The following is a 23,232-nucleotide window of genomic DNA, read 5'->3' as shown; positions in this document are numbered from 1 at the left end:
TCGAGGTGCGGGCGGTCGAGGGATCGGCTCCGTCGCCCGGCCGGCATCGGCTTCCGGCTGCCGATGAGCCTGCCCGACGCCTGCGCCGGGCTGGGCCTGCGGCGCGCGATGCTCGACGCATTGCGCGTCGCGCCGGCCGGCGCCTTCGATTTCCTCGAGTGCGCGCCCGACAACTGGATCGGCGTCGGCGGCCGCCTGGGCGAGGCGCTGGACGAACTCTCGTCCCGGCATCCGCTGACCTGCCACGGGCTGTCGCTGTCGCTGGGCGGGGTCGAGCCGCTGGACGAGGGCTTCCTGGACAAGACCCGCCGCTTCCTCGACCGCCACCGGGTGGCGCTGTACAGCGAGCACCTGAGCTACTGCGCCGACGATGGCCACCTCTACGACCTGATGCCGATCCCCTTCACCGAGGAGGCGGTGCGCCACGTCGCCGCGCGCGTGGCCCGTGCGCAGGACGTGCTGGGACGGCGCATCGCGGTGGAGAACGTCTCCTACTACGCCGCGCCCTGGCAGGCGATGGACGAGGCCGACTTCGTGCTCGCGGTGCTGGAGGAGGCCGACTGCGACCTGCTGCTGGACGTGAACAACGTCTACGTCAACGCCATCAACCACGGCTACGACGCCCGTGCGTTCCTGGAGCGCATGCCCTCGCGGCGGGTCGCCTCCTATCACGTGGCCGGGCACTACGACCAGGCCGAGGACCTGAAGATCGACACCCACGGCGCGCCGGTGAAGGACGACGTGTGGGCGCTGCTGGCCCATGCCTACCGCGTGCACGGCGTGCGCCCCACCCTGCTGGAACGCGACTTCAACCTGCCGCCGCTGGCCGACCTGCTGGCCGAGGTCGCGCGCATCCGCGCGCTGCAGCACGACGCCGCGACCGCGCCCCGCGCCCGGGGCGCCACGCATGCCTGACCTGCGCGCGCAGCAGTTCGCCTTCGCCGCGCACCTGCGCGACCCGCAGGCCAACCCGCCGCCGCCGGGCATCGAACCGCGGCGCATGGCGGTCTACCGCGAGCTGTTCTTCAACGGCGTCGCCGGCCTGCTCGGCGGCGGCTTCCCGGTGATCCGCCGCACCCTGGGCGAGGACGCCTGGACCGCGCTGGTCCGCCGCTTCCACGCCGGCCATCGCAGCCGCACGCCGCTGTTCCCGGAACTCCCGCGCGAGTTCGTCCGCTTCCTCGACGAAGGCGGCGGCGCCCCCGGCGACCCGCCATGGCTGGCCGAGCTGGCGCACTACGAGTGGATCGAGCTGGCGGTGCGGATCGACGACACGCCGACGCCGGCGCACGCGCCGCACGGCGACCTGATGCACGGCGTGCCCGTGGTCGCGCCGTGCGCGCGCGCGCTGGCCTACCGCTGGCCCGTGCATACGATCGGCCCGGGGCACCGCCCCGAACACCCGCCGGAGGCGCCGACGCTGCTGCTGGTCCATCGCGATGCCCAGGGCCAGGCGCGGTTCGCCGCGATCTCGCCGCTGGTCCATCGCCTGCTGGAACGCCTGGGCGAAGGCGGCCTGCGCGGCGGCGAGCAGGTACGCGCGCTGGCCGCGGAGGCGGGCGTGCCGGCCGACGACGGCTTCCTGGCCCAGGGCGCGGCGATGCTCGAACGCCTGCGCGCGGAAGGCACCGTGCTGGGCACCGCCCCGCCCCGGTAGCGGCCAGCCGGACCGCCGGGCGGCACGATCGCGGCGGGCCGTCGCGCTGGCGTGGCGCGCGGCGATTCCGGCGCCGGCCCGGCAGTCCGCTCTGCTACCCTTCGTGCATGAGCGAGAGCGATCTGGAAATCCCGGCCGAAGCCGAGCCCCCTGCCGTCAACAGCGCGATGGCGCGCCGCTTCCGCGGCTTCCTGCCGGTGGTGGTGGACGTGGAGACCGGCGGCTTCGACTGGAACCGGCACGCGCTGCTGGAGATGGCCGCCGTACCGATCGAGCTGGACGAACAGGGCCTTTTCGTGCCCGGCCAGACCGCCAGCGCGCACTTCGTCCCCGCGCCCGGCACCGAGATCGACCCCAAGTCGCTGGAAGTCACCGGCATCGACCTGGACCACCCGTTCCGCCTGGCCAAGCCGGAACGCGACGCGCTGGGCCACATCTTCAACCAGGTCCGCGCCGCGGTGCGCCGGCACGGCTGCCAGCGCGCGATCCTGGTCGGCCACAACGCCCACTTCGACCTGAACTTCGTCAACGCCGCGGTGGCCCGCAGCGGACACAAGCGCAACCCGTTCCACCCCTTCAGCGTGTTCGACACGGTGACCCTGGCCGGCGTCGCCTACGGCCAGACCGTACTGGCGCGGGCGATGGCCGCGGCCGGCTTCGACTGGAACGCGGAGGACGCGCACTCGGCCGTGTACGACGCCGAGCAGACCGCGCGCCTGTTCTGCAAGATCGCCAACGCCTGGCCCGCGGCGCTGCCGGGCTGAACCCCGCTCAGGCCTCGCCGGCCGCCTGCACCCGGTTGCGGCCCAGCCGCTTGGCGCGGTAGAGCGCCTGGTCGGCGGCCTGCATCAGCACGTCCAGGCCGTGGGCGCCGGCACGCTCGGCCACGCCCACGCTGACCGTCACCGCCAGGCCCTGCGCGGTCCGCTCCAGGCCGGAGCGCTCGACCGCGCGGCGGACCCGCTCGCACACCTCGCGCGCGCGCGGCAGCTCCACGCCCGGCAGCAGCAGCACGAACTCCTCCCCGCCGGTGCGGGCGAGGAAATCCTCGGGCCGGCAGGCCTGGCGGATCACGCGGGCGAAGTCGCGCAGCACCTCGTCGCCCACGGCGTGCGAGCGCTCGTCGTTGATGCGCTTGAAGTGGTCGATGTCCAGGATCGCCAGCGCCAGCGGCGCGCCACCGGCGCTGGCCTGCGCGAGCTGGCGCGTGGCCACCTCCTCGAACGCGCGCCGGTTCGGGAGGCCGGTCAACGCATCCTGGTAGGCGTGCCGCTCCAGCAGCTCGGCGTGGGCGCTCAGGCGGTCCAGCAGTTCCTGCTTCTCGCGATCGGCCGCTTCCAGGCGGCTGGCCTGGTGCCGCAGGTCGTCGGTGCGCTCGTCCACCAGCCGCGCCAGCCGCCGGTTGCTGGCGCGGTAGCGCTGCACCAGGGCGAACAGCCCCAGCAGCACGGCCAGCAGCGCCGCGGCGCGCACGTCGGTGCGCTGCCACCACAGCGGCCGCACGCCGAACGTCCAGCGCGCCGGCTGCGCGCTCCAGCCGCCCTCCGGATGCGCGGCGGCCACCTCCAGGGTGTACTCGCCCGGCGGCAGGCCGATGAACTCCACGGCACGCTGGGTGCCGCGCTCGATCCAGTCCTCGTCCAGGCCGTGCAGGCGGGTGCGGTAGCCGATGCGCTCGGGCAGCAGATAGCTCAGGCCCGCATAGGCCACGGTCACCCGCGCGCCTCCGGGCAGCGAATCGCGGCTCCTCCAGTCCAGTGCCTGTCCGTCCAACTGCACCGACTCGATCACCGCCGGCGGCGGCGGCCGGTCGAGGTAGCGGCGCAGGCGCGCGGGATCGGCGCTGGCGATGCCCGCGGCGGTGGCCACCCACAGCGTACCGTCGCGGCGCAGGATCGCCGCCGGCGCCGAGCTGCCGTTGCCCTGCGCGCTGGGCAGCCCGTCGATCTCGGTATAGCGCTGCACCGCCAGCGGCCGCCGCGCGGTGCCGTCGGCATGTTCCCGCAGCGCCGCCATCGGCACCCGCAGCACGCCGCGGTTGCTGGTGATCCAGGCCGCGCCCTCGCGGTCGGGCACCAGTTGGAACACCGCGTCCACCGGCAGCCCCTGCTCCAGGCCGATGCGGGCCAGGCCGCCGTCGCGATGGCGGAACAGGCCGCGGTCGGTGGCGATCCAGGTCCGGCCGTCCACCTGCTGGAAGCCGAACACCGTGCGCGCGCCGCCGCCGGCCGCGTCCAGGTCCAGGCGCTCCACCCGGGTGCCGCCGCGCAGCACGCTGGCGCCGGCCACCGAGCCGATCCACAGGTCCTCGCCGATGACCGCCAGCGCGGTCACCAATCCGTCCGGCAGGTCCGGCACCGGCGGCGGCGGATGCACGCCCGCCGCATCGATGCGCACCACCCCGCGCCGGGTCCCGACCCACACCGCGCCGCCGCGGTCGGCCGCCAGCGCGCGCACGTGCCCGCTGGGCACGCCGTCGGCCTGGCCGTAGCGGCGCAGCAGGACGCCATCGCGCAGGCGGTAGACGCCATCGGCGAAGGTGCCCACCCACAGGTCGCCGTCGGCCCCCTGGGCCAGGCTCAGCACCGATGCCGTTTCCCCGCCGGCGCCAGGCAGCGGCACCGGCCGGAAGCCGCCGCCGGGCACCTGCCGGTCCAGGCCGCCGCCGCCGCCCACCCAGAGCGTGCCATCGCGGTCCTCGAGTACCGCGCGCACGTAGTCGCCGCCGAGCCCGTCGCGGCGAGTCCAACTGCTGAAGAGGGTCTCGCGCAGGCGGAACAGGCCACCGTTGGCGCCCACCCACACGCTGCCTTCCGCGTCCTCCAGCAGGCTGGCGATGCGGCCGCGCGGCAGTACCGGGCCGGGCGCCAGCCATTCGACGCCGTGCACGCCGATGCGGGCCACGCCGCGGTTCTCGGTGCCCAGCCACAGTGCACCGTGGCGGTCCTGCAGCATCGAGGTGAAATGGCCGGCGCCGGGCAGCGCGTGCACGCGGGCGAAGCCGTTCCCGTGGTGGCGGAATACCTGTCCTTCGGCGGCCACCCACAGCGTGCCGTCCGGCGCCACGTAGGGCCACACCAGCCCCGACGGCAGGCCGGCATCGGCGCCGAAGCGATGCCAGCGGCCCGCGTCGTCGCGCATCACCAGGCCGTCGAGGGTGCCGATCCAGATGCGGTCGCCGGCGTCGATCGCCATGCGCGGGAAGCTGGCGCGCAACGGCACCTGCGGCGGCGCGGCCAGGTAGTCGAAGCGCCCGTCCGGATGCAGGCAGCCCAGGCCATGGCCCTCGAACAGCAGCCACAGCCGTCCGCGGCCATCCATCGCCAGGTCGTGGATCAGCGCCTGCGGCCACTGCGGCGTGCGCTCGACGAATTCCCAGCGGCCGTTGCCGGCCAGCCACGCCAGGTTGCCGCGCGAGTCGCTCAGCCACAGCCGTCCCTGCGGGTCGACGTACAGCGCCCCCACGCCGTTGTCGCGCAGCCCCGGCTCGCTGCCGCGGTCGAACACGGTGAAGGCCACGCCGTTGTAGCGGACCACGCCTTCCCAGGTGGCGAACCACAGGTAGCCATCCGGGGTCTGGGCCATGTCGCGCAGCGAATTGTGCGGGAGCCCGTTGCGCGAACTCCAGGCGTCGATGGCGTAGTCGCGCAGCGGCGGCGGGGCGGTGGCGGCGCCATCGGCCGCGGCCGGCGCCGCCTTCGGCGCGACGGCGTTTCCCTCGGCGGCCATCGCCGAAGACGCCAGCAGCGCCATCGACAGCAGCGCCGCCGCGCACACCGGCGGCCATCCCCTCCATCGCATCGCGCACCGGACGCGCCGGCCGCGTGTCGTGGCCGGCATCCCCCCTCCCTGCGGTTCGGCCATCATGCCTGCGCTTCCGTCAGCTCCGCTGCCGTACCGCCTCGAACAGGCAAACGCCGGCGGCGACCGACACGTTCAGGCTCTCGATGTCGCCCGGCATCGGAATCCGCACCAGCCCGTCGCAGTGTTCTCGGGTGAGCCGGCGCAATCCCTCGGCCTCGCCGCCCAGCACCAGCGCCACGTTGCCGGCCAGGTCCAGGCCGTACAGCGAAGGCTGCGCCTCGCCGGCCAGGCCGTAGATCCACACGCCCAGCTTCTGCAGCTCGCGCAGGGTGCGCGAGAGGTTGGTCACCGCCACCACCGGCAGGCGGTCGGCGGCGCCGGCCGAGGTCTTGCGCACCGTGGCGTTGACCGGCGCGGACTTGTCCTTGGGGATCACCACCGCGGTGGCGCCGGCGGCGGCGGCGCTGCGCAGGCAGGCGCCGAGGTTGTGCGGGTCCTGCACGCCGTCCAGCACCAGCAGCAGCGCGCGGCCGTCGGCGGCCTCGACCAGCCCGGCCAGTTCGTGTTCGTCCCAGGTGCGCGCGGCAGCATAGCGCGCGGCCACGCCCTGATGGCGCACGCTGCCGCCGATGCCGTCCAGCGCCTGAGCGGCGACCTTGCGCACCTCGATCCCGCGCCGCCGCGCCTGTTCCTCGATCTCGACCAGGCGCGGATTGCGCGCGCCGGAATCGATCAGCACCTCGCGCACGTGCTCGGCATCGTTCTCGACGGCGGAGGCCACCGCGTTGACGCCGACGATCCACTGGTTCTGCTTGCTCATGCCGCGCGACCGCCGGAGGAAGGCCGGCATTATCGCATCGCCCGGCGCGGGCGGGGCTGGGTGGGGGCGGAGATACGGGAGAGAGCGAAGCAAGGGCGTACGCGGGAGCAACGGCAACGGCGTTCGGGTTGCGGCGGCTTCGGAAGGGGCCGTCGTTCTCCGCGGCGTTCGGGCCACCACTTCCACAAGCTTGGCTGAGAGGCCTGCAAGGAAGGCAAGCCTGCTGGATGGTCCGCCCGCGGCGGCCCGGAAGCGCTTCCCGCCGGACCATATGCTCGTCCTCCTGGAGGGAGAGGTGCGGGGTCAGCGGGCAGGCGGCCAGTCGCCGGTGTCGTGGTCCGGGTGCTGGCAGGAAACGATCCGGGCGAGGAAATCCGCGGCCGCCTCGTCCTCCTCGGTGCGCCGCGCCGGCAGCGCGGCCAGGCCGTCCACGAAGGGCAGCCGGCCCTCGATGGCGTACTGGATCCGCGGCGCCAGCGCGGCCGGGCGGTCGAAGGCGCCGGCGGCCAGGGCCACGCCATCCGGGCCCTCGTAGGTCAGCGGAGTGCCGCAGCCGGCGCAGAAGCCGCGCCGGACCAGGTTGGAGGACTGGAAATGCCGCGGCGCCCCGCGGGTCCACGCCAGCGCCGCGCCGCGGGTGGAGACCAGCGGCGCGTAGTAGGCGCCGAAGGCCTTCTGGCACATCCGGCAGTGGCAGACGGACGCATCCTCCAGTACGCCGGCGACGCGGAAGCGCACCGCACCGCACTGGCAGCCACCCGTATGCACCGGTACGCCCTCGTCCATCGCCGCCCCTCGCGTCCGGGCCTCAATACTTCTGCTTGGTCCGCTTCGCCGGCCGGCCGCGCGGCGGCGGCGGCGGCGGGCCGCCCTCGGCCTCGTTCTCCTCGACCAGGCGGAAGTCGATCTTGCGCTCCTCCAGGCTGGCCTTGAGCACGACGATGCGCACCCGGTCGCCGAGCCGGAACTCCATCCCGCGGCGCTCGCCCGAAAGGGTCTTGCGCACCGGGTCGAAGTGGTAGTAGTCGTGCGGCAACTGGGTGACGTGGACCAGGCCGTTGACCTTGGACTCGTCCAGCTCCACGAACAGGCCGAAGCTGGTCACCCCGCTGATCACGCCGTCGAACCTGCCGCCGACGTGCTTCTCCATCCACGCCGCGCGGAAGCGCTCGTCCACCTCGCGCTCGGCCTCGTCGGCGCGGCGCTCGCGCTCGGAGCACTGCAGCGCCAGTGCGGCCATGTCGCGCGGCGAATACGCGAACGCCTCGGGCTTGCGCCCGGTCAGCGCGTGCTTGATCGCTCGGTGCACCAGCAGGTCGGGATAGCGGCGGATCGGCGAGGTGAAGTGGGCGTAGGCGTCCAGCGCCAGGCCGAAATGGCCCGCGTTGTCGGTCGAATACACCGCCATGCTCTGGCTGCGCAGCAGCACCGACTCCAGCAGCGCGGCGTCGGGACGGTCGCGCACCTTCTTCAGCAGGCGGGTGTAGTCGCCCGGCTGCACCTTGCCCCACGCCGGCAGGCTCAGCTTGAACTCCTTGAGGAACTCCAGCAGGTCGGCGTACTTGGCCTCCGGCGGCTTGTCGTGGATGCGGTACGGCGCGGGGACCTGTGCGCCGGTCAGGTGCCACGCCGCCTGCACGTTGGCGGCGATCATGCACTCCTCGATCAGCTTGTGCGCGTCGTTGCGCACCAGCATGCCGGCCTGGGCGACCTCGCCGCGGTTGTCCAGCACGAAGCGCACTTCCGAGGTCTCGAACTCGATCGCCCCGCGCCGCGCACGCGCCTTGGCCAGCACCTGGTAGAGCTGGTGCAGCCGCTGCACCTGCGGCAGCACCGGGCCCAGTTGCGCCTGCGCCTGCGGGTCGTCCTCGCCCACCGCCTGCCAGACCTGGGCATAGGTCAGGCGCGCGTGCGAGTTCATCACCGCCTCGTAGAACTTCGAGCCGGTCACCTCGCCCTCGTGGTCCACCTGCATGTCGCAGACGAAGCACAGCCGGTCGACCCGGGGGTTGAGCGAGCAGATGCCGTTGGACAGCGTTTCCGGCAGCATCGGCACCACGAAGCCGGGGAAGTAGACCGAGGTGGCGCGCTTTTGCGCCTCGTCGTCCAGCGGCGTGCCCGGGCGCACGTAGTGCGAGACGTCGGCGATGGCCACCACCAGGCGGAAGCCGGCCCGGTTGGGTTCGCACCAGACCGCGTCGTCGAAGTCCTTGGCGTCCTCGCCGTCGATGGTCACCAGCGCGGTGGCGCGCAGGTCCACGCGGCCGCCAATCATGGCCGGCTCCACCGTCAGCGGGATGGCCGTCGCCTCGTCCAGCACCTCCTGCGGGAACTCGTGCGGCAGGTCGTGGCCGTGGATCGCCGTCTCCACCACCAGCGAGGGCGTGAGCTTGTCGCCCAGCACCGCGATGATCCGGCCGATCGGCGGCCGCCGCGCCTCCGGCGGCTGGGTCAGCTCGCACACCACCAACTGCCCCTCGCGGGCGCCGCCGGTGCCGTCCGGCGGCACCTGCACGTTGCGCTGGATGCGCTTGTCGTCCGGGACCACGAAGCTGATCCCGGCCTCGCTGCCGAAGCGGCCGATCAGGCGGGTCACGCCGCGCTCGAGCACGCGGGCGATGCTGCCCTCGCGGCGCCCGCGGCGGTCGATGCCGGTGACGTTGGCCAGCACCCGGTCGCCATGCATGACCTTGCGCATCTCGTAGGGCGGCAGGAACAGGTCGTCGCCGCCGCCCGCGTCCGGGCGCAGGAAGCCGAAACCGTCCGGGTTGGCGATGATGACGCCGGCGATCAGGTCGGTCTGCTCGACCGGGGCGAAGCCGCCGCGGCGGTTCTGCACCAGTTGCCCGTCGCGGACCATCGCCCCCAGGCGCTTGCCCAGCGCGTCGAGGCGATCCGGCGCGGCCAGGCCGAGCGCCTGCGCCAGTTCCGCGGCGGTGCGCGGGCCGCCGGCCGCCTCCAGCGTGGCGAGGATGGCCTCGCGGCTGGCGATGGGATTGGCGTAGCGCACGGCCTCGCGCGCGGCGTGCGGGTCCTGGAAGTCGCCGGGCCGCGGCGGCGGCGCCTTGGAACGGGATGCGCGCTCGGCCTGCCCCGGTGGCGGTGGCGGCATCCAGGGCGGCACCCGGGTTCCCTTGCCCCCGCCGCCGGGCTTGCCCGCCGCCGCCGGGTCCTGCCCGCCGCGGGGGCGCTCGCCCGTCGCGCTACTCTTGCGGCCCGAGCCGCCCGTGGTTTTCCCGCTGCGATCACCGTTGTTTTTCATGGGCGGATGGTACACCCCGCTTCCGCACCGCCAGGTGACCGCCATCGCGGCGCGCGCCAGCCCTGGCAAGGCGTTGACAAGATTTACGGCACCCCGCAAAATGCGCGGCCTCACCTGCCCAGGTGGCGGAATTGGTAGACGCACTAGTTTCAGGTACTAGCGGGTAAAACCGTGGAGGTTCGAGTCCTCTCCTGGGCACCAGACACAAGGCCGCATGGCCCCGCAAGAACCCCGCGCCAGCGGGGTTTTTTGTTTTCCGGCGCGCCGCCGTCGCGGCGCGCGCCCGTTCAATGCGATGCCTGCGCCCCGCCGGGCCCGGCCTCCTGCGGCAAGAGGCGGTCGTCCACCTCCACCACGCCCGCGATCGCCGCGACCCGGCCGACGATGTCCCGCAGTTCGTCGGCACCCACATCGCCCTTGAGCACGACGCGTCCTTCGCGCGCCTCCACCGCGATCGCGCCCGGATGGGCGGCCACGTGGCCCAGCCCCGCGCGGACGCGCTGGACCAGGGTCTCGTCGTCGACCGGACCGATCGTGGCCCTTGCCCGTATCCGAGCGAGGCTGCCCTTGGCGTGGTCGGCCAGGCGCCGCGACTTGCCCGTCGCGTAGCGGGCGGCCTTGCGGCAGGCCGCCGCACCCTGGTCCCGCGCGCGGGCGCGGCGGCGGCGGCCGGAACGGGGATCGAACAGGTACATCGCCGCGGCACCGGCTGCGAGCCCGACGATCCATCTCAATGCGGCGTTCATGGGGCGTCCTCCTTCGTCGTGCCGGTGGCCGCGCCGTGTGCGGATCCCGGCCTGGAATGTGCACTCGGCTCGTGCACCTGAAAGCCCGATGCTGCGGCCGCTGCCGTTAACCGTGGGTGGAACCGGGCCGGGGATTTCGCTGCCCTCGCAACGGCGGCGGGCCCGCCTTCAGCTTCCCGGCAATGCCTGGCGCAGGGCCGCGAACCCGTCCCAGGGATCGCTGCGCAGCCGCGCGGCGCGCTGCCTGGCACGGGCCAGGCCGTACTCCGCGGCCGATGCCGTGCGCGACAGTTCCTCCCAGCGCAGCGGCATCGCCACCGGCGCGCCCGCGCGCGCGCGCAGCGCCCAACCGGCCACGCTGGTGGCGCCGCGCCCGTTGCGCAGCCAGTCGATGAAGATGCGTCCGCGGCGCGCCTGCTTGGAGGCGACGGCGACATAGCGCAGCGGCGACTGCGCCACCATCGCCTTGGCGAAGGCCTCGCAGAAGTCCTTGGCCGTGTCCCAGCCCGGCCCCGGCGCGATCGGCACGCACACGTGGATGCCCTTGCCGCCCGACAGCCGCGGCCAGCTCCGCAGCCCGACCTGCGCCAGGCGGTCGCGCACCTCGCGCGCGGCGCGCTTGACCTCGGCCCACGGCAGCTCATCCGCCGGGTCCAGGTCGAAGACCAGCCGGTCGGGCCGGTCGGGCGCGGTGCGCTTCGCGCCCCAGGGGTGGAACTCGATCGCGTTCATCTGCACCAGCGAAAGCACGCCTTCGATGTCGCGCACGTAGAGGTACTCGTCCTGGCCGTCGCGCTCGTCCAGCAGGACCGGATGCACGCCCGGCCCGAGGCTGTCGCGATGGTGCTTCTGGAAGAAGCATTGCCCCTCGACGCCGTCCGGGCAGCGCAGCAGCGACAGCGGCCGGTCGGCCAGCTCGGGCAGCAGCCAGGCGGCCACCGCCGTGTAGTAGTCGGCCACGTCCTGCTTGGTGATGCCGGCGTCGGGATAGACCACGCGTTCGGGACTGCTGAGCCGGGATGCGGCCATGTCGTTCTCCTGTCGTGGGGCCGCGCGCGGTGACCGCGGCCCCAGGCCGCGCGCGTCCAGGTCCTCGCGCACGCGCACGAAGCTGGCCTGGCGGACCAGGCCCTCCTTGCCGCGGCCGCGGGTATGCACGTCGACCACCAGTTCCGGCCGGACCCAGCGCACCTCGCGCGGCGAGAACGGGACGTGCGCCGGCAGCTCGACCTGCGCCGCGTCGGCATGCAGCGCCTGCAACCGGCGCGCCAGCATGCGCAGGGACGCGTCGCCGAAGCCGCTGCCGACGCGGCCCACGTACTGCAGCCCGCCGCGCCGCCGCTGCGCCAGCAGCAGCGAGCCGAACCCGTGGCGGCCGTTGCGCGGCCGGGTGTGGCCGACCACCAGGAACGATTCGTCGGCCACGTGCTTGAGCTTGATCCAGGCCTGGTGACGGCCGCTGCGGTACGGCGCGTCGGCGCGCTTGCAGACGATGCCCTCCAGCCCGGCGCGGGCGCTGGCCTCCAGCACCGCCGCCGCATCGCCTTCGACGTGGGCGCTGAACGCCAGCGCCGGCGAGGCCGCCCGTGCGACCAGCGCGGCGAGCAGCCGCCGCCGCTCCACCTGCGCCACGCCGCGCAGGTCGATGCCGTCGATATGCAGCAGGTCGAACGCGACCAGGCGCAGGCCGGTGGTATCGCCGCGTTCGAGCAGGCGCTGCAACAGGCCGAAATCGCTGCGGCCGCGATCGTCGATGGCGACCAGCTCGCCGTCGACGACCGCCTCGCGCACCGGCAGCTCCGCCAATGCCTGGACCAGGTGCGGCAGGCGCGGCGCCCAGGGCAGGTGGTTGCGCGAGCACAGCTCCACCGCTTCGTCGCGGTAGGCGAGCAGGCGGTAGCCATCCCACTTGACCTCGTGCAGCCAGCCCTCGCCGACGGGCGGCCGGGTGCGCAGCGTCGCCAGTTGCGGTTCGATCCCGCGCGGCATCGATGCGGCAGCCGCGCCGGGCAACGCCCGCGCCTGCGCCGTCCAGTCCGCGTGCGCCGGCCCGGGGCCCGCCACGCGACGGCCGGCGGTCCGCGCCGCCTTCGCCGTCCCCTTCGCCGCGCGCTTCCCGCTCGCGGCCGGCGAAGGCGTGGCCGGCGGCGGCGCATCGACCATCGCGTCGGCGTCGGTGTCGCCCGCGTACTCGTCGCTGCGCTTGATCAGCAGCCACTGCGGCTGGCGCGCGGGCGAGGCGGTGCGCACCAGGGTGAAGCGTCCCCGCAGGCGCGTGCCGGCAAGCGCGAAATCGAGCCGGCCGGCGGCGATGCGCTCCAGCGCGTCGCCTTCCGGCGCCCAGGTCCCGCGGTCGAACAGCGCCACGTGGCCGGCGCCGTACTGGCCTTCGGGAATCTCGCCCTCGAAGGCGGCGTAGTCGAGCGGATGGTCTTCCACCTGCACCGCCAGCCGGCGCTCGCCGGCGCGCATGGAAGGCCCCTTCGGCACCGCCCAGCTCTTGAGCGCGCCGTCGGCCTCCAGGCGGAAGTCGTAGTGCCGGGCGCGCGCATGGTGCAGTTGCACCACGAAGATGGGCGCACCGGCGCGGCGGCGGCGCGGGCGCGACTCGGCCGACGGCTCGGGCGTGGCGTCGAAGCTGCGCTTGCGCGCGTAATCGCGCAGGCTCATGGCTCAGCCGGCCTTGCGCGGGCGCTTCTTGGCCGTCTTGGCCGGCGCCGCCTTCTTGGCCGCCGCCTTGGTGGGCCTGCCCGGCCCGGCGGCCTTCGGGGCGGTCTTGGTGGCGGTCTTGGCGGCCTTCGCGGCGCGCTTCCCGCCGCCCTTCTTCTCCAGGCTGCGCTTGAGCAATTCGGCGAAGTCGATGACGTTGGTCGCCGCGCCCTCGGGCGGGCGCTCGTCCTCCTCGGCCTGCGGCTGCACCACCTGGCTGGAACGCACGCGCTGCTCGATCACCTTCTGCAGGCGCTCGCGGAAGTCGTCCTTGAACTCCTCCGGGTTCCACTCCCCGCTCATCGACTCGATGAGCTGCTCGGCCATCTGCGTCTCGCGCGGGGTGATCTTCCACTTGGACGACGAGCCCTCCGGCAGCCGGTAGTCCGCCGGGTCCACCAGCTCCTGGGCGAAGCGCAGCACCATCAGCACCAGCGCATCGCCCTTGGGCAGCACCGCGGCCAGGTACTCGCGGGTGCGGATCACCACCCGGCCCACGCCGGCCTTGCCGGTGCGCGCCAGCACGTCGCGCAGCAGCACGTAGCCCTTCTCCGCCTTGCCGGCCGGCTCCAGCACGTAGGGCTTGTCGAAGTATTCGGGGCCGATCTGCGCCGCATCGACGAAGGTGTCGATGTCGACGGTCTCCTTGCGGTCCGGCGCGGCCGCGGCGATGTCGTCCTCCTCGAGCACCACGTAGCTGCCCTTGTCGTACTCGAAGGCCTTGACCACCTCCTTCCAGGGCACTTCCTCGCCGGTCTCCTCGTTGACCCGCTCGTAGCGCACGCGCGCGTTGTCGCGGCTGTCGAGCAGCCGGAACTGCAGGTCCACCCGCCGCTCGCCGGACATCAGCTTGACCGGGATGTTGAGCAGGCCGAACGACAGCGTTCCGGTCCAGATGGGACGCGCCATGGCATCACCTCGCGACGACGGCGGCAGGCCGCCCGAAAACGACATGCGCGGCGGTCCACCGCGCGGGAAGGACAGGCAGGGCGGCCCGCGGCCCGGAAACGGCGCACGCGGCGGGCCGCCCGGAAGGACCACGGCCGGTGGGCCCGCCGCACGGCAGGGACACGGCCCTCACCCGGCCTTGCGCGCGCGGGTGCGGGCGGCCTTCCTGGCCGCGGTCTTGCGCCCCTGGGCGCCCTGGGTCCTGGCGGCCTTCTTCGCCGCCTGCGAACGGCGGGTGGCGCTGCGCTTGGAGGCGGCCTCGCCAGCCTGCCCGGACAGCGCCTTCTTGCCGGCGACGCTCTTGCGCGACGTGCCCTTGCTGGCGGTCTTCAACGCCTTCTTCGCCGCGCGCGAGCGCGCGGCGGAAGGCTTCTTTTCCAGGCCGGCCTTGGCGCTGTCCTGGGCGGCCTTCTTCTTCGTCGCCGCGGAGGCGTCCTTGCCCGGCTTGGCCTCGACCCCGGCGCGGCGCGCCTTGGACAGGCCGATGGCGATGGCCTGCTGGGTCGATTTGGCGCCATGCTTGCCCTCGCGCACGTGGTGGATTTCCTCGCGCACGTATTCCCCGGCCTGGGTGCTGGCGGACTTGCCTTCGCGCTTGGCCTTCTGCGCGCGCTGGGTGGTCTTCTTCTCGGGCATGGCGGCTCCGTGCGCATGGCGTGGTGGGCTGCGGCTGCTATAGCAAGCGCCAGGTCAAGGTCGCGCGAACGCGGCCGCAGGCCGGCGGATTCATCGCGCGATCACGCCGGCCCGGTAGCGTTTCCGCCATGGCCGCATCATCCCAGGCGCCACCCGCGGACGACGCCCTGTCCGGCGCCGCGGCGGACGCCGGGCTGCACTACGTCGGCGACGCCGCGCCCGGCATCCGCCGGGTCCGCTGCGGCCGCGGATTCCGCTACCTCCACGCCGACGGCACCGCCGTGCGCGACCGGGCAACGCTCCACCGCATCCGCGCGCTGGCGATCCCGCCGGCGTACCGCGAGGTGTGGATCTGCGCCTCGGCGCGCGGGCACCTGCAGGCGACCGGGCGCGACGCCCGCGGCCGCAAGCAATACCGCTACCACCCGCAATGGCGGACCCGGCGCGACAGCCACAAGTTCGACCGGCTGGCGGCCTTCGCGGCCGCGCTGCCGCGGCTGCGCCGCGCCGTGCGCGCCGACCTGGCCCTGCCCGGATTGCCGCAGCCGAAGGCGCTCGCCGCGGTGGTCCGGATCATGTCGGCCACGCTGCTGCGGGTCGGCAACGCCGAATACGCGCGCGACAACGGTTCCTTCGGGCTGACCACGCTGCGCAACCGCCACGCCCGCTTCCTCGCCGACGGCCTGCGCCTGCACTTCCCGGGCAAGGGCGGGCGCGTGCAGGACGTGGACGTCCACGACCGGCGCCTGGCCAGGCTGGTACGCGGCATGCACCAGCTTCCGGGCCAGGCGCTGTTCCAGTACCGCGACGGCGACGGCGTGCTGCAGCCCGTGGATTCCGGCGCGGTCAACGCCTACCTGCGCGAGCGCATGGGCGAGGACTTCACCGCCAAGGATTTCCGCACCTGGGGCGCCACGCTCGCCGCCTTCCGCCTGCTGGCGGCCACGCCGCTGCCGGACCCGCCATCCGCGCGCGCGCTGGCGGACGCCGAGCGGTCCACGGTCGCCGAAGTCGCCGCGCTGCTGGGCAATACCGCCGCCGTCTGCCGCACGTCCTACATCGATCCCTGCGTATTCCCCGGCTGGCGCGACGGCCGCCTGCACGCCGCCGCCGGCAACGCACGCGGCGCCCGGCAGTGGGAAACGGCCGCGCGGCGCTTCCTGGTCCGCGCCCATCGCGCATCGGCCGGGAGCCGCGCGCCGGGCTAGCCGACGGTTCCTCCGATGGCCCGGCCCCACCCGGCCGGCGGATGGCCGGGACGCGATCTTCATTGCCGGAGATCGCCGCATGCGGATATTCCTGTTCCCCGTCCCCGCGGTGCGGGCGCGCCCGTCCCGAGCGCACCCGTCCCCGCTATCGCACTTGCACTGTCCCTACATCGCTAGCCGCGGGGGTGGTTGCGCGGCTGGTTCTCCTTGCCGCGGCCCTGGCCCTGCGCCTGCTGTGGGTTCTTCTGGTTCTTCTGGTCGTCGGTGCGACCTTTCTGGGCCGGGTCCTGTTCGCCCGGTCGACGTGGCTGGTTCATCTTCGTAAGCCCGATGCGCGACGGATCGTCGCGATTCCACGCTAGCGCCGGAAACCTTCCTCCGAGGTGAAATATCCGCTCGTCCCGCGTCAGTGTTCAGGCAGGCCGCGGCCTGCCCCGGCCTCCGGCCTTTCGCACTTGAGCACGGTGATCTCGCCCGAGGTCTCCAGCATCGCCAGGCGGATGTCCGCGGCCTGGTGGCAGTCGGCCTTGCGCAGCGCGATGGCCAGGTCCTCCTCGCTCACCGACTGCCGGCGCAACTGGTCGTGGAACACGGTGCCGTCCCGGGCCAGCACCACCGGCCGCCCCTCCACAAAGGCGTCGAACGCGCGGTAGCGGGCACCGAAGAACCCGACGAGCCAGTTCAGCCCCAGCAGCGTGGCCGCGATCATCAGCCCGCCGATGAGCGAGACATCCTCGCCGATGAGCGAATTCTGCACGGCGGTGCCCAGCAGCACGACCACGATCATGTCGAACGGCGTGTACTGCCCCACCGTGCGCTTGCCCACGATCCGCACCAGCACCAGCACCGCGACGTAGACCACGATTCCGCGCAGCAGGAACTCCCACCAGGGGCCGCTGAGCGAGAACAACCGGTCAATGACGTCATCCATACGCACCTCCGCTCCTGGCCGGCGCCGTGCCGCACGGGCAGTCCGGCATGGCGCCGGCCGGGCAGCCGAAGCCGCCGCGGTTACCGCTCACGGGGTGGCGCCGCCCGTCCCGGCGCGTCCTTTCGCGCGCCCGCGGCGGGCGGCTCCACGGCCACGGCGCGCTCTTCCGCGCTGCGAATTTCGGGTGCCGGGGCGGATACCGGGCCCTCCGGCTCCGCCTCGCCCTGGCCCGCGTAGCGCGGTGCCGGGCGCGCCCAGCCGACGGCCTGGGCGCCGGCGCCGCCGTCCGGCCCATGCCGGTACGGCTGCCGCTCGGCGTCGTCAGCCGCCCCGCGCCGTTCCTCGTACCCGCGCCGCGCCGCGTCCCTGCCCTCTTTCCATTCCTGTTCCTGCCTCATGTCCTCGGTCCTCGTCGTCTCCCGCCGGCCGCGCCCCTGCCCCAGGCAGCGCGCGCCCGTTTCCAGAATCTGCTCCACCACCGCCCTGAACTCGCCGATGCCGGCGGTCGGGCGGCCGGGCCCGGGCGGCCGTACCGATGCCCGCGGCGGCCGGTCACGCACTGATGTATCCCCCGCCGTTGACGTGGATGGTCTGCCCGGTGATGAACGATGCTTCCTCGCAGGCGAGGAAGACGTAGGCCGGCGCCACCTCCGCCGGCTCGCCGGCGCGCTCGAGCAGCGTCTCGGCGCCGAACCGGGCCACCTCCTCGGCGGTGAAGCTGGCCGGGATCAGCGGCGTCCATATCGGCCCGGGGGCCACCGCGTTGACCCGGATGCCGCGCCCGGCCAGCGCCTGCGCCAGCGAAAAGGTGAAGGCGTGGACCGCGCCCTTGGTCGCCGCGTAGTCGATCAGCTTCTCGTGGCCGCGCGCACCGGTCACCGAGCCGGTGTTGACGATGCAGCCGTCCTTGCCCAGGTGCGGGATCGCGGCCGCGGCCATGTGGATGTACGCGAACACGTTGGTGCGGAACGTGCGCTCCACCTGCGCCGGGGTCAGTTCCTCCGGCGCATCGACCGTGTGCTGCTCGGCGGCGTTGTTGACCAGGATGTCCAGGCGCTTGCAGGTCCGGACCACGTGGTCCACGAATCGCCGGCAGAACTCCGGGTCGCCCACGTCGCCGGCCATGGACAGGCAGGTGCCGCCCTCGGCGCGGACCAGGCGCTCGGTCTGCGCGGCGTCCTCTTCCTCGTCGAGATAGCCGAACGCGACGGTGGCGCCCTCGCGGGCGAAATGCAGCACGACCGCGCGGCCGATGCCGCTGTCGCCGCCGGTCACGATGGCGACCTTGCCCTGCAGCCTGCCCGACCCACGATAGCTGTCGCGGATGCTCTGCGGCTGGGGGACCATCGGCGCCTGCTTGCCCGGCTGGTGGTCCTGCTGCTGCGGGGGGCGCTGCTGCTTCTTCGCTTCTTCGTTCATGTCGTGCCCCGCAGCATCGGACTTGCAGGGACGGTGGCATGCGCCGCGTGCAGGCCGCGTGGCGGATTGCTCAGGGAAACGCGAAGGTTCCCGGGCGGGAACGTGCGCGGTCGCGAGGCCGGCGCGACCCGGCGTCCATGCGGGCGCGGCTTGCGCGGGTACGCACCGCGACGGCGCATGAACGGCGCGGTCACGCCGCCGCAACGCGCGTGGCGCTAAAGAGTGCTTCCCCACCACGCCCGCCTGGCGAGGCCACCATGACCCGCGACCGCAAAGACCCCCCGGAATCCCCGGAGATCTACCCCTCGGCGGAGCAGCCGCACCAGCGGCGCAAGCGCAAGGAAAAGGAAAGCGACAACCAGGACGAGGCACTGGAGGAAACCTTCCCCGCCAGCGACCCGGTTTCGCCCTTCGTCCCGGCCAAGGCGCCGGACTGACCGGTGGCCGCAGGCCAGGCGCCGCCCGCGCTGCTCATCGTCGACATGATCAGCCTGCTGGACTTCCCCGGCGCCGCGCGCATGGCGCCGGTGGATGCCGCGCGCCGCATCCACGCGCTGCGCCGGCGGTGCCACGCGCACGGCTGGCCGGTCGTGTTCGCCAACGACAACTTCGCGCGCTGGCACTCGGATTTCCACGGGCTGGTGGCCATGGCCGCGGCGGCCGGCGGCGCGGCGGCGCAGATCGCCCAACTGCTCGCCCCCCTGCCGCAGGACTACCTGGTCCTCAAGCCCAAGCACTCGGCGTTCCTGTCCACGCCGCTGGCGGTGCTGCTGGCCAAGCTCGGCGTACGGCGCCTGCTGCTGGCCGGGATGGCGCTGGAGAGCTGCATCCTGGCCACCGCCATGGACGCCAACGCGCGCGAGTTCGAGGTGGCGGTGGCGAAGGACGCGGTGGCCGGATTGCCGGAACTGCGGGCGAGCGCGCTGAAGGTCCTGGCCGGGTCCAAGGCGGCCAGGCTGGTGACCAGCCGCGGCGCCTCGGCATGGGCGAACGGCCGCGGGTAAGGGCCGTGGCACGCGCTAGGCCGGCGCGCGTACGCGGCGCTCCTGCTTGTCGGCGCGCACCTTGTCGGCCGCGATCGCGCCGCGCGAGCCGACGACCATCTCGGTCATCCACGCCATGAGCACGTCGGTGTAGCCGCGCTGCGCGGCCTTCTCGCTGAAACCGTGGTCGGCGTCGCGGATCAGGCGGCGGGTCATCGAGCGCGCCTTGCCGAACGCGCCGGCGTAGTTGTCGATCACCTGGCGCGGGATGATGCGGTCGTGTTCGGCCTCCACCAGCAGCACGTCGCCGCCGAAGCGGGCGCAGGCGCGCAGCGCGCGGTTGTCCTGCGGCGCCACCGGCTGGCGCCGGTAGCGCGCCAGCTCCGGGTCGTCGTGCAGGCGCTTCTTGGGCAGTTCCCAGTCGCGGTCCAGGTACAGGGCCGGGGTGCGCAGGGCCAGCCACTGCACCGGCCGCAGCTCGGACAGGATCGCCGCCAGGTAGCCGCCATAGCTCACCCCGACCACGGCGATGGCCGCGGCGTCCACGTGCGGCCGGCCGGCCAGCCAGTCGTACGCCGCGCACAGGTCCTGCAGGTTCTGGCCGCGGGTGATCACGTCCTTGCGCGCCGCGTTGGCGCGGTGCCCGCGCAGGTCGAAGGTCAGGCAGACACAGCCCAGCCCGGCCACCTCGCGGGCGCGGCTCAGGTCCTGCCCCTGGCTGCCGCCCCAGCCGTGCACGAACAGCGCGCCCGGCAGTTCCCGCTGCGGCACCAGCACCGTCGCCTGGACGGCGTCGCCCTGGGCCACTTCGATGTCCAGGCGGTCCAGCTCAACATCCATCGCGGACGATCCTGGCGTATTTGCGCGGAGACTTCGCGTCGCCCGGCCAGTATTCCACCGCGCCGGGCGGCAGCGGGCCGTCCCCGTAGGACTCCACGGTCTCGGCGATCGCCCATGGCAGCCCGGGCCGTTCGGCGAAGCGCTCCATCGCCAGCACCTCGGCCATGCTCGCCCCGCCGAAGCGCCAGGACTGCTCCAGCACGCCCAGGTGCCGGCGCCCGCGCGAGTCCACGCCGGCGATCACGTCGTAGTTGCGCCGCGAGGCCAGCACCTGGTAGTTCGCCCGGACCAGGCGGTCGTAGCGCATCGCCGCGCGTACCGCGCCGGCGACCTCGCCTTCCGGCAGCTCGGCGCACAGCGTGGAGAAGTCGCCGCGCCACACCGTCAGCACCGAGCCGCCGTATACCTCCGCGCCGGCGCGGTCGACCACGTTGCGTTGCTCGCCGTGGTAGGCGATGTCGTGCCCCGGCAGGCGGGTGCTGCCGATGCTGTAGGTGATGGACTGCACCAGGTGGCGCTCGACGACCAGGCCGTCGGCCACCGCTTCGCCGGCGGCCGAGTCCAGCCACTGCGCGAGCTGCCGCTCGCCGCGGATCACGACCTGGCCGTGGCCGCCGCGCGCATGCGCGCACTTGAGGCGGATGTCGCCGGCCTGCAGCAGATGGATGCCGGCCTCCTCGGCATCCTGGCGGGCGAACACCGAGTAGCCGGGCAAGGTGCAGTCCTCGATCCCGCGCACGGCCTTCCATCCCGCCGGCGCGGCGGCGTCCTTGCGCCACAGCGGATGGCTCACCAGCTTGGTGGCGACGAACGCGAACGGCACCACGCCGCCCCACAGCCGCGACTCGTCGAGGATCCCGGCCGCCGCCGCCTGCTCGCGCGACAGCGTGGACAGGGGCAGCCAGTAGCATTCGCCGCCATTGCCCGCGGCCCGCCGCCCGGCCTGCGCATAGTCCAGCCCGAGCAGCGCGGCGATGCGCGCGGCGGCGAACCGCACGGTCGCGACCTCGTGGGCGGAGGCATCCCCGCCCTTGCCGGGACGGAGCACGGCCACTGCCCGCAAGCCGCCGGCCACGGTGCCCGGCACGATCGATTGCCTCGCTTCCGCCAGCAGAAGACCCATCCTGTCGACCTCCCTCGAATACTGGATTGCGGGGCGTGGCGCGCGTCCGTGGGCAGGTGCGTCCGTAAACGCGCGCCGCACTGCCAGGCGCACCTGGGCCGCCTCGCGAGCATCGTCCGGGCGGGCGGATTCGTTTCCCATGACGAGCGCGGCGCGCCGAATCCACGCCGGTCTAACAAGCGCGTGAATTGCGCGTGGCGGCCGCGCGTGCGGGCCATGGGCTTCATCCCCCGGTCACGGACGTGCGGTGGACAATCCGGATCGCCCCGGGATCGAGGACAGGCATGGACTCCGAAGCACATTCCGTCGCCACCGGCAACGCACCCGGGAAGATGGCGCGGCGCGGCGCCATCCTCCGCTTCCTGTTCCGCTACCGGAATTCCGGCGTGTTCTCCGGCCTGTCCATTTCCGCGCCCACCGAGGTCGAGTCCGCGGGAGAAGGAAGCCCGGCCGAGTTCGCCAACGAGCTCGAGGCCATGGGTCCGACCTTCGTCAAGCTCGGGCAGATGCTGTCCACGCGCCCGGACATCGTGCCGCCCGCCTACGCCGAGGCCCTGGAACGGATGCAGGAGAACGTGGCGGCGGTGCCGTTCCCGCTCATCCGCGCGCAGGTGGAGGCCGAACTGGGAGTGCGCATCGGCAAGGCGTTCGCCGATTTCGACGAGCGGCCGCTAGGCTGCGCCTCGCTGGCGCAGGTGCATGCCGCCACCCTTCGCGACGGGCGCGCGGTCGCGGTCAAGGTGCAGCGCCCCGACGTCGCCCAGCGCCTGCTCGGCGACCTGGACCTGCTGCGCGGCTTCGCCGGCGCGGCGGACCGGTTCACCCGGATCGGCCGGCACGTGCACTTCGCCGAGTGGCTGGACGAGTTCTCGCGCACGCTCATGGCCGAGCTGGACTACGTGGCCGAGGCGGAGAACCTGGAACGCTTCCGCGCGCACATGCGCCACTTCCCGCGCCTGTGGGTACCGCAGCCGTACTGGGACTACACCGCGCGCCGGGTGCTGACGATGGAACGGGCGGGCGGGGTGCGCGTGGACGAGATCCCGGGCCTGCGCCGCACCGAGCAGTCGATGACGCCGCTGGCCGAGGAGCTGCTGCGCGCGTTCCTGGACCAGGTGTTCGTGCACGGCGAGATCCACGCCGACCCGCATCCCGGCAACCTGCGGGTGACCGACGACGGCAGGCTGGCGATCTTCGACCTGGGCATGGTCGCCAACGTGCCGCCCAAGCAGCGCGACCGCCTGCTCAAGCTGCTGTTCGCCGCGGTGGACGGACGCGGCGAGCAGGTGGCCGAGGAGAGCATCGCCCTGGGCGTGCGCCTGGAGGACTACGACGAGCCGCGCTACATGCGCGAGGTCGGCCAGCTCATCTCGCGCTACGCCGCGCACCGCGGCTCGATGTCCGAAGGGCGCACCGTGCTGGAACTGGTCCGCATCGGCACGCGCTGCGGGTTGCGCACCTCGCCGGAACTGAGCCTGCTGGGCAAGGCACTGCTCAACCTGGACACGGCGTGCCACTACCTCTCCCCCAGCCTGGACACCCAGCGGGTGGTGGAGGACCAGTTGCAGCACGTCATGCGCGCCCGGCTGCGCAAGTCGCTGTCCTCGCCCAACCTGGCCAGCGAGCTGATGGAGGTGCAGTCGCTGCTGCGCGACGGGCCGCGCAAGCTTTCCGACATCCTCTCGCTGGTGGCCGAGAACCGGTTCCAGGTCCGGCTGACCGGGCTGGAGAACTCGCGGCTGATGGAGAACCTGCAGAAGATCGCCAACCGCATCGCCGTGGGTGTCATCGCCGCATCGCTGATCATGGCCTCGGCGCTGATCATGCGGGTTCCGGCCACGCATACGCTGCTCGGGTACCCGCTGCTGGCGCTGCTGTTCTTCCTGCTGGGCGTCGGGCTGGGGTGCGGGATCGTCGCCAGCTCGCTGCTGAGCGACCACCGGGCACGGGCCCGCGAGGAACACGGGCCGCGGTAGCGGGCGCCGCCGGGAACCGCGATCGATCCACCCGGGAAACGAGGAAGCCCCGGGCTCGCATCGCCGGCACACCGGTGCGCGCCGCCACCCCGCGCCCGGGCGCCTTTACGGTGCGTGCACGGTGGCGTGATCCCGCCTCCACGGGCCGTGTGGCCCAATCGATATCGGCC

The 23,232-nt window shown here is 73.4% G+C and carries 21 protein-coding genes and 1 tRNA gene; 8 read left to right on the top strand and 14 right to left on the bottom strand.

Going from position 1 to position 23,232, the window contains the following annotated elements; all coding sequences use genetic code 11:
• Window positions 1–63 precede the first annotated feature (63 nt).
• The 3 genes from HNR76_RS02805 to rnt all read left to right on the top strand — a co-directional run bounded on the left by HNR76_RS02805 (window position 64) and on the right by rnt (window position 2,421).
• Window positions 64–915: an HvfB family MNIO-type RiPP peptide maturase gene (locus tag HNR76_RS02805; RefSeq protein WP_162311143.1), complete on the top strand. Its 852-nt coding sequence runs from the start codon at window positions 64–66 to the stop codon at window positions 913–915.
• Entirely contained in the window at window positions 908–1,657 is a 750-nt protein-coding gene (locus HNR76_RS02800) for an HvfC family RiPP maturation protein (protein WP_162311142.1), read from the top strand. Before HNR76_RS02805 ends, HNR76_RS02800 begins: the two co-directional genes overlap by 8 nt.
• A 107-nt stretch (window positions 1,658–1,764) precedes the next feature.
• A complete protein-coding gene (rnt, locus tag HNR76_RS02795) occupies window positions 1,765–2,421 on the top strand; it encodes a ribonuclease T (RefSeq protein WP_162311141.1) in 657 nt (218 codons plus the stop codon).
• A 7-nt stretch (window positions 2,422–2,428) separates the two neighbouring features.
• Here rnt and HNR76_RS02790 read toward each other — a convergent pair whose 3' ends face one another.
• The 4 genes from HNR76_RS02790 to rnr form a co-directional block, all read right to left on the bottom strand.
• Window positions 2,429–5,386: a diguanylate cyclase gene (locus tag HNR76_RS02790; protein ID WP_183982106.1), complete on the bottom strand. Its 2,958-nt coding sequence runs from the start codon at window positions 5,384–5,386 to the stop codon at window positions 2,429–2,431.
• 151 nt (window positions 5,387–5,537) lie between these two features.
• Entirely contained in the window at window positions 5,538–6,281 is a 744-nt protein-coding gene (gene rlmB, locus HNR76_RS02785) for a 23S rRNA (guanosine(2251)-2'-O)-methyltransferase RlmB (protein ID WP_162311140.1), read from the bottom strand.
• 303 nt (window positions 6,282–6,584) lie between these two features.
• Window positions 6,585–7,067 carry a GFA family protein gene (locus tag HNR76_RS02780; RefSeq protein WP_162311139.1) on the bottom strand — a complete coding sequence of 161 codons (483 nt, stop codon included), beginning with the start codon at window positions 7,065–7,067 and terminating at the stop codon, window positions 6,585–6,587.
• A 22-nt stretch (window positions 7,068–7,089) separates the two neighbouring features.
• Window positions 7,090–9,543, bottom strand: coding sequence for a ribonuclease R (gene rnr, locus HNR76_RS02775; protein WP_246428960.1), 2,454 nt, complete (start codon window positions 9,541–9,543; stop codon window positions 7,090–7,092).
• Between the two features lie 116 nt (window positions 9,544–9,659).
• On the opposite strand from rnr, the gene HNR76_RS02770 reads away from it, so the two are divergent.
• Window positions 9,660–9,744 (top strand) — tRNA-Leu (locus tag HNR76_RS02770).
• A gap of 86 nt (window positions 9,745–9,830) precedes the next feature.
• Here HNR76_RS02770 and HNR76_RS02765 read toward each other — a convergent pair.
• From HNR76_RS02765 to HNR76_RS02750, 4 genes are all read right to left on the bottom strand, one after another.
• On the bottom strand, window positions 9,831–10,289 hold the full coding sequence (locus HNR76_RS02765) for a BON domain-containing protein (RefSeq protein WP_162311138.1): 459 nt from the start codon (window positions 10,287–10,289) through the stop codon (window positions 9,831–9,833).
• A gap of 168 nt (window positions 10,290–10,457) precedes the next feature.
• Window positions 10,458–12,959: a DNA ligase D gene (gene ligD, locus HNR76_RS02760; RefSeq protein WP_162311137.1), complete on the bottom strand. Its 2,502-nt coding sequence runs from the start codon at window positions 12,957–12,959 to the stop codon at window positions 10,458–10,460.
• Between the two features lie 3 nt (window positions 12,960–12,962).
• Window positions 12,963–13,907: a non-homologous end joining protein Ku gene (gene ku / locus HNR76_RS02755; protein WP_162311136.1), complete on the bottom strand. Its 945-nt coding sequence runs from the start codon at window positions 13,905–13,907 to the stop codon at window positions 12,963–12,965.
• Between the two features lie 168 nt (window positions 13,908–14,075).
• The gene (locus HNR76_RS02750) at window positions 14,076–14,582 is read right to left on the bottom strand and encodes a DNA-binding protein (RefSeq protein WP_162311135.1); all 507 of its coding nucleotides are present in this window, start codon (window positions 14,580–14,582) and stop codon (window positions 14,076–14,078) included.
• Window positions 14,583–14,710: 128 nt separating this feature from the next.
• Here HNR76_RS02750 and HNR76_RS02745 point away from each other — a divergent pair, with 128 nt between their 5' ends.
• Window positions 14,711–15,790, top strand: a complete 1,080-nt coding sequence (locus HNR76_RS02745) for a DNA topoisomerase IB (RefSeq protein WP_162311134.1) — start codon at window positions 14,711–14,713, stop codon at window positions 15,788–15,790.
• A gap of 173 nt (window positions 15,791–15,963) precedes the next feature.
• On the opposite strand, the gene HNR76_RS02740 is transcribed toward HNR76_RS02745, so the two are convergent.
• The 4 genes from HNR76_RS02740 to HNR76_RS02725 all read right to left on the bottom strand — a co-directional run bounded on the left by HNR76_RS02740 (window position 15,964) and on the right by HNR76_RS02725 (window position 18,140).
• A complete protein-coding gene (locus HNR76_RS02740) occupies window positions 15,964–16,107 on the bottom strand; it encodes a hypothetical protein (RefSeq protein ID WP_162311133.1) in 144 nt (47 codons plus the stop codon).
• A gap of 89 nt (window positions 16,108–16,196) precedes the next feature.
• Window positions 16,197–16,721: a DUF421 domain-containing protein gene (locus tag HNR76_RS02735; RefSeq protein WP_221301313.1), complete on the bottom strand. Its 525-nt coding sequence runs from the start codon at window positions 16,719–16,721 to the stop codon at window positions 16,197–16,199.
• A gap of 80 nt (window positions 16,722–16,801) precedes the next feature.
• The gene (locus tag HNR76_RS02730; protein WP_183982079.1) at window positions 16,802–17,197 is read right to left on the bottom strand and encodes a hypothetical protein; all 396 of its coding nucleotides are present in this window, start codon (window positions 17,195–17,197) and stop codon (window positions 16,802–16,804) included.
• Window positions 17,198–17,273: 76 nt separating this feature from the next.
• The gene (locus tag HNR76_RS02725) at window positions 17,274–18,140 is read right to left on the bottom strand and encodes an SDR family oxidoreductase (RefSeq protein ID WP_162311131.1); all 867 of its coding nucleotides are present in this window, start codon (window positions 18,138–18,140) and stop codon (window positions 17,274–17,276) included.
• A gap of 257 nt (window positions 18,141–18,397) precedes the next feature.
• Here HNR76_RS02725 and HNR76_RS02720 point away from each other — a divergent pair, with 257 nt between their 5' ends.
• Both HNR76_RS02720 and HNR76_RS02715 read left to right on the top strand, forming a co-directional pair.
• Window positions 18,398–18,577, top strand: a complete 180-nt coding sequence (locus tag HNR76_RS02720) for a hypothetical protein (protein WP_162311025.1) — start codon at window positions 18,398–18,400, stop codon at window positions 18,575–18,577.
• 3 nt (window positions 18,578–18,580) lie between these two features.
• Entirely contained in the window at window positions 18,581–19,144 is a 564-nt protein-coding gene (locus HNR76_RS02715) for a cysteine hydrolase family protein (RefSeq protein ID WP_249065660.1), read from the top strand.
• Between the two features lie 15 nt (window positions 19,145–19,159).
• On the opposite strand, the gene HNR76_RS02710 is transcribed toward HNR76_RS02715, so the two are convergent.
• Window positions 19,160–19,963 (bottom strand): alpha/beta hydrolase family protein, encoded by an 804-nt coding sequence (locus HNR76_RS02710; protein ID WP_162311130.1) that lies wholly within the window; start codon window positions 19,961–19,963, stop codon window positions 19,160–19,162.
• The gene (locus HNR76_RS02705) at window positions 19,953–21,086 is read right to left on the bottom strand and encodes a DUF3182 family protein (RefSeq protein ID WP_162311129.1); all 1,134 of its coding nucleotides are present in this window, start codon (window positions 21,084–21,086) and stop codon (window positions 19,953–19,955) included. The genes HNR76_RS02710 and HNR76_RS02705 overlap by 11 nt, the downstream gene beginning before the upstream one ends.
• Before the next feature lie 284 nt (window positions 21,087–21,370).
• Here HNR76_RS02705 and HNR76_RS02700 point away from each other — a divergent pair, with 284 nt between their 5' ends.
• A complete protein-coding gene (locus tag HNR76_RS02700) occupies window positions 21,371–23,062 on the top strand; it encodes an ABC1 kinase family protein (RefSeq protein ID WP_162311128.1) in 1,692 nt (563 codons plus the stop codon).
• Window positions 23,063–23,232 lie beyond the last annotated feature (170 nt).

The organism is Pseudoxanthomonas broegbernensis (assembly GCF_014202435.1).
GTDB classification, from domain to species: Bacteria; Pseudomonadota; Gammaproteobacteria; order Xanthomonadales; family Xanthomonadaceae; genus Pseudoxanthomonas; species Pseudoxanthomonas broegbernensis.
Note: the sequence above shows the minus strand (reverse complement) of the source record. Positions and strands in the feature narration are given on the sequence as shown.

Excerpts from the sequence above, each read along its gene's own strand:
- HNR76_RS02805 (WP_162311143.1), top strand. The coding sequence starts at position 64 with ATGAGCCTGCCCGACGCCTGCGCCGGGCTGGGCCTGCGGCGCGCGATG.
- HNR76_RS02800 (WP_162311142.1), top strand. The coding sequence starts at position 908 with ATGCCTGACCTGCGCGCGCAGCAGTTCGCCTTCGCCGCGCACCTGCGC.
- rnt (WP_162311141.1), top strand. The coding sequence starts at position 1,765 with ATGAGCGAGAGCGATCTGGAAATCCCGGCCGAAGCCGAGCCCCCTGCC.
- HNR76_RS02790 (WP_183982106.1), bottom strand. The coding sequence starts at position 5,386 with ATGGCCGCCGAGGGAAACGCCGTCGCGCCGAAGGCGGCGCCGGCCGCG.
- rlmB (WP_162311140.1), bottom strand. The coding sequence starts at position 6,281 with ATGAGCAAGCAGAACCAGTGGATCGTCGGCGTCAACGCGGTGGCCTCC.
- HNR76_RS02780 (WP_162311139.1), bottom strand. The coding sequence starts at position 7,067 with ATGGACGAGGGCGTACCGGTGCATACGGGTGGCTGCCAGTGCGGTGCG.
- rnr (WP_246428960.1), bottom strand. The coding sequence starts at position 9,543 with ATGAAAAACAACGGTGATCGCAGCGGGAAAACCACGGGCGGCTCGGGC.
- HNR76_RS02765 (WP_162311138.1), bottom strand. The coding sequence starts at position 10,289 with ATGAACGCCGCATTGAGATGGATCGTCGGGCTCGCAGCCGGTGCCGCG.
- ligD (WP_162311137.1), bottom strand. The coding sequence starts at position 12,959 with ATGAGCCTGCGCGATTACGCGCGCAAGCGCAGCTTCGACGCCACGCCC.
- ku (WP_162311136.1), bottom strand. The coding sequence starts at position 13,907 with ATGGCGCGTCCCATCTGGACCGGAACGCTGTCGTTCGGCCTGCTCAAC.
- HNR76_RS02750 (WP_162311135.1), bottom strand. The coding sequence starts at position 14,582 with ATGCCCGAGAAGAAGACCACCCAGCGCGCGCAGAAGGCCAAGCGCGAA.
- HNR76_RS02745 (WP_162311134.1), top strand. The coding sequence starts at position 14,711 with ATGGCCGCATCATCCCAGGCGCCACCCGCGGACGACGCCCTGTCCGGC.
- HNR76_RS02740 (WP_162311133.1), bottom strand. The coding sequence starts at position 16,107 with ATGAACCAGCCACGTCGACCGGGCGAACAGGACCCGGCCCAGAAAGGT.
- HNR76_RS02735 (WP_221301313.1), bottom strand. The coding sequence starts at position 16,721 with ATGGATGACGTCATTGACCGGTTGTTCTCGCTCAGCGGCCCCTGGTGG.
- HNR76_RS02725 (WP_162311131.1), bottom strand. The coding sequence starts at position 18,140 with ATGAACGAAGAAGCGAAGAAGCAGCAGCGCCCCCCGCAGCAGCAGGAC.
- HNR76_RS02720 (WP_162311025.1), top strand. The coding sequence starts at position 18,398 with ATGACCCGCGACCGCAAAGACCCCCCGGAATCCCCGGAGATCTACCCC.
- HNR76_RS02710 (WP_162311130.1), bottom strand. The coding sequence starts at position 19,963 with ATGGATGTTGAGCTGGACCGCCTGGACATCGAAGTGGCCCAGGGCGAC.
- HNR76_RS02705 (WP_162311129.1), bottom strand. The coding sequence starts at position 21,086 with ATGGGTCTTCTGCTGGCGGAAGCGAGGCAATCGATCGTGCCGGGCACC.
- HNR76_RS02700 (WP_162311128.1), top strand. The coding sequence starts at position 21,371 with ATGGACTCCGAAGCACATTCCGTCGCCACCGGCAACGCACCCGGGAAG.